The following is a 7,859-nucleotide window of genomic DNA, read 5'->3' as shown; positions in this document are numbered from 1 at the left end:
TGATGCGCAGAGAACGCATGGTTGATGTTCCCCCGAATAGTGACATGTGCTGCGCCGTACCCTGTGCGGCGCTTGAGAAGCCGAGCGGTTGTCGGTTCAACAGCCGCTGACAGCGGATCAAGGTACCGGAGAGTTCACCGCTTGGGGATCATGGGGCTCGCACTGTCACAGGAGGCGTTGAGCGATTCGTCCGGGGAGTCGCGTCTGGTGTGAAGTTCAGGCGTCTCGCCGGTTTGGGGCGGATTCGCCAGTGAGGCGCGGCGCAATGAGGTCAGCGCCACATCCACTCTGCGAACGTGCCGTAGCGGCCGGCGGAGGAGTCGGTGAAGTAGCCGCCGAACATCAGGTGCGAGGTGGACGTGTTGCTCCCGCCCGCCCACAGCGTGTACGTCTGCACCTCGGAACTCCCGGCGAGCGGGCGCGAGAGGGTGAGCGTCCGCGAGGCGTCGGACCAGGCGCCGCTGACGCGCTCGTCGTAGCCGAGCGCGTAGAAGCGCATGTCGGCCTGCACTTGCCCTTGGTTCGCGCTCAGGATGTGCAGGGTGCCGGTGTAGCCGTTGGCGTTGAGCTGGTACAGGCCGGTGATGTCGGTGGCGTCCCGGACCGTGACGTGAGCGGCGGCGACGGCCTTGTGCTCGGCCGACGCCGCGCTGACGGCGGTGGCCGGGACGGCGGCCAGCACGGCGAGCAGGGTCAGGAGCAATCTGGATCTGTGGATCCGCTTCATGAGGGTGCTGTCCCTTCTCGTGGACCGGTTGCGTCTGACGTAGCGTCAGGGACCGTAGGGCCGTGGGCCGTCGGACCGCCAGAACGCGCGTGCTCGACTACCGGAAAATTGACGCCGGTTACGACTCGTCGTCGGGAGGCGACAGATAGCGGACGGCGACACCGTGCGACCGTAGCCGGTCTTCCACCGTCGCACGGGCGGTGTCCGCGAGCGCGATCTGCTCGGCCGTCGGAGCAAGGAGGAGTTGTACGGATCCGCTCCCGCCGTAGGCGAGTTGCCCGGTGATCCGGCGCCAGGCGAAACGGGTGCCGCAGGGGCGCTGCAGCGGCCCCGTGTCGTACTCGGCCACGGCGACGGATGCGCCGTGCACGGCGGCGAGCCGGTGGAGGCGGCGCATGACGGCTGCGGGATCGCTGCCGTCGTGGATGCAGGCGTACAGGGCGGCGCGGGGCGCGCCGGAATGGTGCCCTGGCAGAAGTGCGGCGAGCCGTTGGACGTTGATGGCCAGGAGCTCGGTGTGGGAGACGATGCCGCGGGTTCCGGGGCGCGGCTCCATGGTGAGGCACCACTGCGCGGCGGCGAGCACCCGGTTCCCGGCCGGGGGTGCGCCGGGTTCCTGGAGCTGCCGTTCCACGGCCGGGATCACCTCCTGCAGGTGCTCGCGCAAGAGCGAACTGGCCTCGGCGCATTGCCGGGTGTCCTGAGGGCGGACGGCCGGGTCGTCGTGGAGGACGCGGGTGGCGGTGCGGAGGATGGCTCGCAGGTTCGGCCCGGCGGCCGGCTCCGCTGCATTGTTCCGTACAGCTGTGCTTCCCATGGGCTCTCCCCATCCGAGTGTGCCTCGATCGCAGCAGTGATCGTCGTATGGGAGGAGCCTCGGCCACGCGTGAGGACATCTCCATGTCGCGGAACCGCCTTATGCCTGCCTCGAATCGACGCGTTTTGCTCCACCGCGCCACGCAGGTGCCGTCTTCCTGTCATCTTCGGGGAGCGGGCATCAAGGACTGAGCGAAGGTGATACCCAAGAAGGTATGGAAGCCGCCCCGGAGACGTTGCTGCGCAGACTGGTGAGGCAGCAGAACATCGAGCCGTACAAACAGTTCTGTCGCGAGTTCGAGCGGGCCGCCCGTTCCCTCGGCGATCGGGACAACGATCCGGAGATGCGGCAGGCGACCGTCGGTGAGCGGCAGTACGCGCGTTGGCGGACGGGCGAAGTGCGGCGTCAGCCACACCCGTTGGCCTGTAGAGTCCTTCACCACATGTTCGCCTCTTCCGCGCGCGAACTCCTGGACCCTGCACCGCGACCGGCTGTCGAACCCGCATGCGTGACGCCGTCGCGAGGAGCGGAATTCGACGACGAGGAACTGATGACGTCCGCGTACGAGGCTGCCACTCATGCTGGAGAAGCCGCCGCGCAGGCCCTGACGGCTGAAGCCATCGTGCTGATGCGAACCGAGGTGGAACGCATTGCCCGCTCCTATCACCGGATCGCTCCCTACCAGGTGTTCATCAGCGCGAAACGCATGCGCGAACTGGCTGGACGGCGCATGCCTCTCACACACAGGCCGGATCAATCCCGTGACCTGTACCTGATCGCCGGCCAGGCATCTGCACTGATGGCGGCCTCCGCCTTCGACCTCGGGGCACGGGAGGCCTCGCAGACGCTCACCTACGCCGCGATGATGTATGCGCGGCCCATCGACTACCACCCCCTCATGTCATGGTGCACTGGAACGCTTGCTCTCCTGGCCTACTGGGACCGCAGGCCAGGGGAAGCCCTCCTCCACGTCGGAGCCGCCCGGCAATGGGCTTCGTCGGGCGCGGCTCTCAGCAGATTGCACAGCATTGCCGGTCGGGCATACGCGCACCTCGGTCAGGCGGCGGACACGCGGCGTGAACTGAGCGCTGCCGAATTCACCGACCGAAGTGTGCTGGACGACCTTCACGACGGCATCGGTGGTGAATTCGGATTCAGCGAAGAACGCGCACAGATGTCCGCAGATACCTCTTGGGCCGTACTGGGACACGGTGACGGTGTGGTCTCCTGCTCGGGCCGGGCACTGGAGCTCGTCCGAGCGCGGCCTTCGGCTCAGCGGTCCGTCAAGGTGGAATCCGAAGCAGCTGCAGACCTCGCATATGGACACCTGCTCCAGCAGGAGTTGGAAGCTGCTGGACGGGCGTTGGAGGCGGTCTTTACCGTTCCCCCCGAGCACCGGGTCGACGGCCTGATGCGTCGTGTGACGAACGTGGGGGACATGCTGGCGAGTCGGCCGTTCCTGCGTGCGCGACTGACATCCGAGCTCGGAGAACGACTGGTGGACTTCGGCCGGGAGTCGGCCAGGACTCTGCTGCCGGCATCGGCTCCCCGAGCCCTGGATCAGTGAGGCCCTGGGCGGCGGGTCCGCAGCCACTCCTCAAGCAGCGCCGCCTCCTTGGCTGCGCCGATCCCGTGCCTGGCGGCCCGCTCGTGCTCCAGCACGGCCTCGCCGCTCGTCATCCAGTTCCACGTGTCCGTGACCGTCTGCTCCAACGGTCGGCATTCCAGGCCCTGGGCCCGGGCTCGTTCGCCGTCGACCTGCCATGTGGCGGGGTAGGTGCGCCACAGGGGCAGCTCCGTCCACTGCCGCACATGGTGCGAGAGCAGGAAGGAGTCGTCGACCCACTCCAGTTCGGCCTGTCCGGTGCCGGTCCCGGTGGCCCGTGCGCATGCGAGGAGCAGGTCCCGCATCGTGGAGTGCCCGATCGGTGCAGCCACATTGAAGACCTCGTGCCCGTCGGCATGTTGGGCACGGTGGCACGCGAACGCGGCGACGTCGCGTACGTCGACGGGCTGAATCGGCTGCGCCGGGCGGCCAGGCGCGAGAATCCTGCCGCCACGTGCGACGCGCCGCAGCCACCAGGGCAGGCGGCCGATGTTCTCGTGCGGTCCGAGGATGACGCCCGGCCGCAGGATCGACAGACGGCTGCCCAGATTGCGCAGGGCAGTCGTCTCGCAACGGGCTTTGTCCAAGCCGTAGGCCACGTTGACGTCTTGGGGCACGCACTCTGCGGGGGTGGTGGCCAGCGTAGGACTATCCTCGGTCAGCGGCTTCATGGGCCACTGGGCATAGACCGAGACGGTGGAGACGTAGACATAGCGTTGTGTGACGTCTGCCAGTGCCCGGGTCGAGGCGTCGACCGCATCCGCGTCCATTCCGGAGGTGTCGACGATCGCATCCCAGGGGCCGTGCGAGGCAAGCCGCCGGAGCTCGGCCGGATCGGTACGGTCGCCGCGGAGCGCGGTGACTCCGTGCGGGTTCCTACCGGTCCTGCCGCGATTGAACACGTGAACCTGCCAGCCGCGCTCCAGAGCCTCGACGGCAACCGCCCGTCCGAGGAAGTGCGAACCGCCCATGACCAACAGCGTCTTCGTCATGGACCTGATCTTGCCGTGACGCCGGAGCGCGTCACAACGGTGACTGCTGGGTACGTACCGTTGACCGTCCGGCGCCGCTTGGAGGCTATGGGATGGAAGGGGGGCTTTCGATCGCCGCATCGAACTCGTACGAGACACCGGTGGAGTTCGGCAGCATGGACGGGCTGCGGCTCGCAGGGACGTATGAGTCCGTCTCCCAGCCCAGCCGTGGAGCTGTACTGATCCACGGCGGAGGCGTGACGCGAGAGGAAGGCGGTTTCTACCGGCTGCTCTCTGCCGGACTTGCGGCAGCAGGAACAGCGGTGCTGCGCTTCGACCTGCGCGGGCATGGGGTCAGCGAAGGCCGCCAGGAGGATCTGACGCTCGCTGCAGTCGCCAACGACATCCGCTCGGCAGCCGGGTTCGTCATGGGAAGGGCCGGTACCCGGGCGGTGTATCTGATCGGTGCCAGCTTCTCCGGCGGTGCCACAGCCATGGCTGCAGCCGCTTGGCCGCAGATGGTTCGAGGACTTGTGCCGTTCAATCCGCTGTTCGACTACAAGTGTCGATTCATCGATCAGAAGCCGTATTGGAGAGCCGGCCACCTGCAGCCCGACGAGGCGCGGTCACTGTTCGCGCAGGGGTATCTGCGCCACTCACCGAGCTTCAAGCTCGGGCGGCCCCTGCTCAACGAGGTCTTCCACGTGGTTCCCGCCGAATACCTTGCCAAGGTCTGTCAGCGAACCCTCGTCGTGCACGGGACGAAGGACACGTTCATTCCCGTCGAGTCCTCGCGGAAGTTCCTGCCTCTCTTGGGGACCGCTGATCGGCAGCTTCTGGAGATCGATGGTGCACAGCATGGGATCGCCATGCCCGAGGACCCGGACCACGAACATCCGCAGACACGGATCTGGCAGCGGCAGGTCATCGAAGCAGTCGTGCAGTGGACTTGTGGTGGTTCGTGAGCGGTCCGGGTGCTGTCTCATGGTCTGCTCCCCGCGCCAGTCATGGGGCCGGCTTTGGGTCACCTCCTCCCCGTGGCTCCACCAGGGCGCCGGCAAGTAGAAGCGGCCCCCTTGACCCTGCCACCGTGTGAGGCCCTCGACTCGGAGACACCATGTTCACCATCGGAGACTTCGCCCGGCACGGACGTGTGTCCGTCCGCATGCTGCGGCACTACGACGCCATCGGGCTGCTGCGCCCGGCCGAGGTCGACCCCGTCAGCGGCTACCGCTTCTACGAGGCCGGCCAGCTCGCGCGGCTCAACCGGGTCATCGCCCTGAAGGAGCTCGGATTCACGCTCCAGCAGGTGCACGTGATCCTGGACGAGCAGGTGAGCACCGAGCAGCTGCGCGGCATGCTGCGGCTGCGGCAGGCCGAGCTCGAAGAGGCCGTGGCTGCTGCCGCGATGCGGCTGGCGCAGGTCGAGGCGAGGCTCCGGACGATCGAGAGTGAGGGACGCATGAGCACCGACGATGTCGTCGTCAAGCGGATCCCGACCGTCCGTGTGGCCGAGTTGAGCGGTGTCGCCGCCGGGTACGCGCCCGAGCAGATCGGCCCGGTCGTCGGGCCGCTCTTCGACGAGCTGTGCCGGAGGCTGACCGAGGCAGGGGTGACCCCGGTGGGGTCGGGGATCGCGTACTACGAGAGCGCGCCGGGCGCGGACGGCGGCGACGCGATTCTCGTGCACGCCGCCATGCCGGTCGCCACGAGCGCGATCGGCTCCGGCTTCACCCTTGTCGACCTGCCCGCGATCGACAGCGCGGCGACCATCGTCCACCGCGGTTCGATGGACGATGTCATGCCCACCGTCCAGGCCCTGGCCCGGTGGATCGACGCCAACGGCCACCGGTCCGCCGGCTTCGCCCGGGAGCTCTGCCTCAAGGCGCCGGAGGACCGGGCCGGGTGGGTGACCGAGCTCCAGGAGCCGATCACCACCGCATAACTCGCGGATCAGGCGAGGTTGGTCCGGGCCCACTCGGCCAGCACCCGTGCGCAGTCGTCGACGGACTCGCGCCAGCTGCGCGCGGCACCCTCGTCGGCCTCGTCGCTGACGTGCTTGACCAACCGGATCGGCACCCCGGCCTGCTCGGCCACCGAAGCCAGCGCGTACCCCTCCATGTCGACGAGGTCGGCACGTGCCGCGAGCCGCTCGCGCGCCGCCGACTCGGAGACGAAGGTGTCGCCGGTCGCCAGGGTGGGGCCGGTTCCGGAACCGGCGAGCTTGATCGGCCCCCCGAACGTGTCGCCGGTCAGCGTGTGCAGCAGATCGGTGTCCAGGTCGTGCTGGATCACCACCGCGATCTCCTGTGTAGTGCCCGCCCAGCCCGCCGTCAGGGCACCCGCCGTGCCCAGGTTGACGATCGAGGACGGCTTCGGCCCACGGGCGAGCACGGTCGCCAGGGCGGTGGCCGCATTGACCTTGCCCATCCCGGTCAGCAGCACGGGAAGCGTGCCGTCGAGGTGGGCGGCCTCTTCCTTCACCGCGAGGACGAGCAGGGGGCGGTCGGCGGATATTTCTCCGATGAGCTGCATTCGGCCAGGTTACGGGGCGCTTGTGATGGTGATCAAACGTCCGGGTAATCTCGACCACATGGCGAACCGCTGGGTCGGAGTGACCGTCGACTGCGTCGATGTGAAACGCGTGGCGGGTTTCTGGAGTGTGCTGCTGGACCGCCCGGAGGGGCCGTCCCAGCCCGGCTGGGTCTACCTCGGCGGCGGCCCCGACGACCCGCAGCCCCGTCTCATCTTCCAGCCCGTGACCGAGCCGAAGCGCGGCAAGGTGCGTCTGCACCTCGACGTCGCAGTCGACGACATCGACCAGGGCATTGCCCAAGTCATCGCCCTCGGTGGCACGTTCACCGGCGAACGGCACGACTACGACGAGGGCGTGGTCGTGGTGATGGCCGATCCCGAAGAGCACGAATTCTGCCTGGTTCAGTACTGCTGACTTCACATGCCTTAGGACCAACGGCCCACCACCCTCCCGACGCCCGCCCGACGACCCCCGCCCCCCACACGTGACACGCTGCCCCCATGACCACCACCTGGCCCGATCATCTCGCCGTCGGTGCCGTGCGGTTCGCGCGGCCGACGGCCAAGTACGACGACGTCCTGTCCTTCTACCGCGACGACCTCGGCCTCCCCGTGCTCGCCGACTGGCGTGGTCACGCCGGGTACGACGGCGTCGTGTTCGGGCTGCCCGGCGCGCCCGTCCAGATGGAGATCACGCAGCACGGGGTGCAGCCGCGGATCCCCGAGCCGAACCCCGAGAACCAACTGGTGCTGTATCTCAAGGGGACCGAGGCCCGTGACATCGTCGTGCGGCGCATGGAGGAGCGCGGGCACCGGCCTGTGGCCGCGGCCAATCCGTACTGGCCCGAGCGCGGTGCGGTGCTGTTCGAGGACCCGGACGGCTGGCTCGTCGTGCTCGCGCCGTGGGTGTTCGGTACGGACCCGGTGCCGGGCCCCCACTAGGGGGTGTCCGGCGGATCTTCGTCGCGCGGCACCACAGCGCCCCGTAAGGGGCGCGGGGAACTGCGCGACCAGCCATAGTCGGCCTGCAGTCGACGCACTGCCCCAGGGATCCGGGGCGAAGCCCTGGGCCCTTCGACTGAGGGCGCGTCGTGGCCGGGCGCGCCCACGCGGCGGAGCCGCTGGGGGTACCTCCCAGCGGTAGCTGGGGGAGAAACAGCCCCGCGCCCCTGACGGGGCGCGAAGGTCCGCCGGACCCCCGCC

General features: G+C 68.5%; 9 protein-coding genes. 5 read left to right on the top strand and 4 right to left on the bottom strand.

Annotation, left to right across the window (positions count from 1 at the left end):
* Window positions 1-271: 271 nt before the first annotated feature.
* Window positions 272-703 (bottom strand): hypothetical protein, encoded by a 432-nt coding sequence (locus ACWD4B_RS34380; protein WP_451424457.1) that lies wholly within the window; start codon window positions 701-703, stop codon window positions 272-274.
* Window positions 704-845: 142 nt separating this feature from the next.
* Window positions 846-1,544, bottom strand: a complete 699-nt coding sequence (locus ACWD4B_RS34375) for a hypothetical protein (protein ID WP_451424456.1) — start codon at window positions 1,542-1,544, stop codon at window positions 846-848.
* A 214-nt stretch (window positions 1,545-1,758) separates the two neighbouring features.
* On the opposite strand from ACWD4B_RS34375, the gene ACWD4B_RS34370 reads away from it, so the two are divergent.
* Window positions 1,759-3,111, top strand: a complete 1,353-nt coding sequence (locus tag ACWD4B_RS34370; protein ID WP_451424455.1) for a hypothetical protein — start codon at window positions 1,759-1,761, stop codon at window positions 3,109-3,111.
* Here ACWD4B_RS34370 and ACWD4B_RS34365 read toward each other — a convergent pair.
* Window positions 3,105-4,142 carry an NAD-dependent epimerase/dehydratase family protein gene (locus ACWD4B_RS34365; protein ID WP_451424454.1) on the bottom strand — a complete coding sequence of 346 codons (1,038 nt, stop codon included), beginning with the start codon at window positions 4,140-4,142 and terminating at the stop codon, window positions 3,105-3,107. The two genes, ACWD4B_RS34370 and ACWD4B_RS34365, sit on opposite strands and share 7 nt — an antisense overlap.
* Window positions 4,143-4,282: 140 nt before the next feature.
* Between ACWD4B_RS34365 and ACWD4B_RS34360 the strand changes: the two genes are divergently transcribed.
* A complete protein-coding gene (locus tag ACWD4B_RS34360; RefSeq protein WP_451424453.1) occupies window positions 4,283-5,086 on the top strand; it encodes an alpha/beta hydrolase in 804 nt (267 codons plus the stop codon).
* A 152-nt stretch (window positions 5,087-5,238) separates the two neighbouring features.
* Window positions 5,239-6,066: a MerR family transcriptional regulator gene (locus tag ACWD4B_RS34355; protein ID WP_451424452.1), complete on the top strand. Its 828-nt coding sequence runs from the start codon at window positions 5,239-5,241 to the stop codon at window positions 6,064-6,066.
* Window positions 6,067-6,074: 8 nt separating this feature from the next.
* On the opposite strand, the gene ACWD4B_RS34350 is transcribed toward ACWD4B_RS34355, so the two are convergent.
* Entirely contained in the window at window positions 6,075-6,656 is a 582-nt protein-coding gene (locus ACWD4B_RS34350; protein ID WP_451424451.1) for a nucleosidase, read from the bottom strand.
* 58 nt (window positions 6,657-6,714) lie between these two features.
* On the opposite strand from ACWD4B_RS34350, the gene ACWD4B_RS34345 reads away from it, so the two are divergent.
* Both ACWD4B_RS34345 and ACWD4B_RS34340 read left to right on the top strand, forming a co-directional pair.
* Complete coding sequence (locus tag ACWD4B_RS34345) at window positions 6,715-7,071, top strand: VOC family protein (protein WP_451424450.1); 357 nt, start codon at window positions 6,715-6,717, stop codon at window positions 7,069-7,071.
* Between the two features lie 86 nt (window positions 7,072-7,157).
* Window positions 7,158-7,598: a VOC family protein gene (locus tag ACWD4B_RS34340; protein ID WP_451424449.1), complete on the top strand. Its 441-nt coding sequence runs from the start codon at window positions 7,158-7,160 to the stop codon at window positions 7,596-7,598.
* Window positions 7,599-7,859 lie beyond the last annotated feature (261 nt).

This window comes from Streptomyces sp. NPDC002536 (genome assembly GCF_053594995.1).
Note: the sequence above shows the minus strand (reverse complement) of the source record. Positions and strands in the feature narration are given on the sequence as shown.

Excerpts from the sequence above, each read along its gene's own strand:
- ACWD4B_RS34355 (WP_451424452.1), top strand. The coding sequence starts at position 5,239 with ATGTTCACCATCGGAGACTTCGCCCGGCACGGACGTGTGTCCGTCCGC.
- ACWD4B_RS34365 (WP_451424454.1), bottom strand. The coding sequence starts at position 4,142 with ATGACGAAGACGCTGTTGGTCATGGGCGGTTCGCACTTCCTCGGACGG.
- ACWD4B_RS34350 (WP_451424451.1), bottom strand. The coding sequence starts at position 6,656 with ATGCAGCTCATCGGAGAAATATCCGCCGACCGCCCCCTGCTCGTCCTC.
- ACWD4B_RS34370 (WP_451424455.1), top strand. The coding sequence starts at position 1,759 with ATGGAAGCCGCCCCGGAGACGTTGCTGCGCAGACTGGTGAGGCAGCAG.
- ACWD4B_RS34345 (WP_451424450.1), top strand. The coding sequence starts at position 6,715 with ATGGCGAACCGCTGGGTCGGAGTGACCGTCGACTGCGTCGATGTGAAA.
- ACWD4B_RS34375 (WP_451424456.1), bottom strand. The coding sequence starts at position 1,544 with ATGGGAAGCACAGCTGTACGGAACAATGCAGCGGAGCCGGCCGCCGGG.
- ACWD4B_RS34340 (WP_451424449.1), top strand. The coding sequence starts at position 7,158 with ATGACCACCACCTGGCCCGATCATCTCGCCGTCGGTGCCGTGCGGTTC.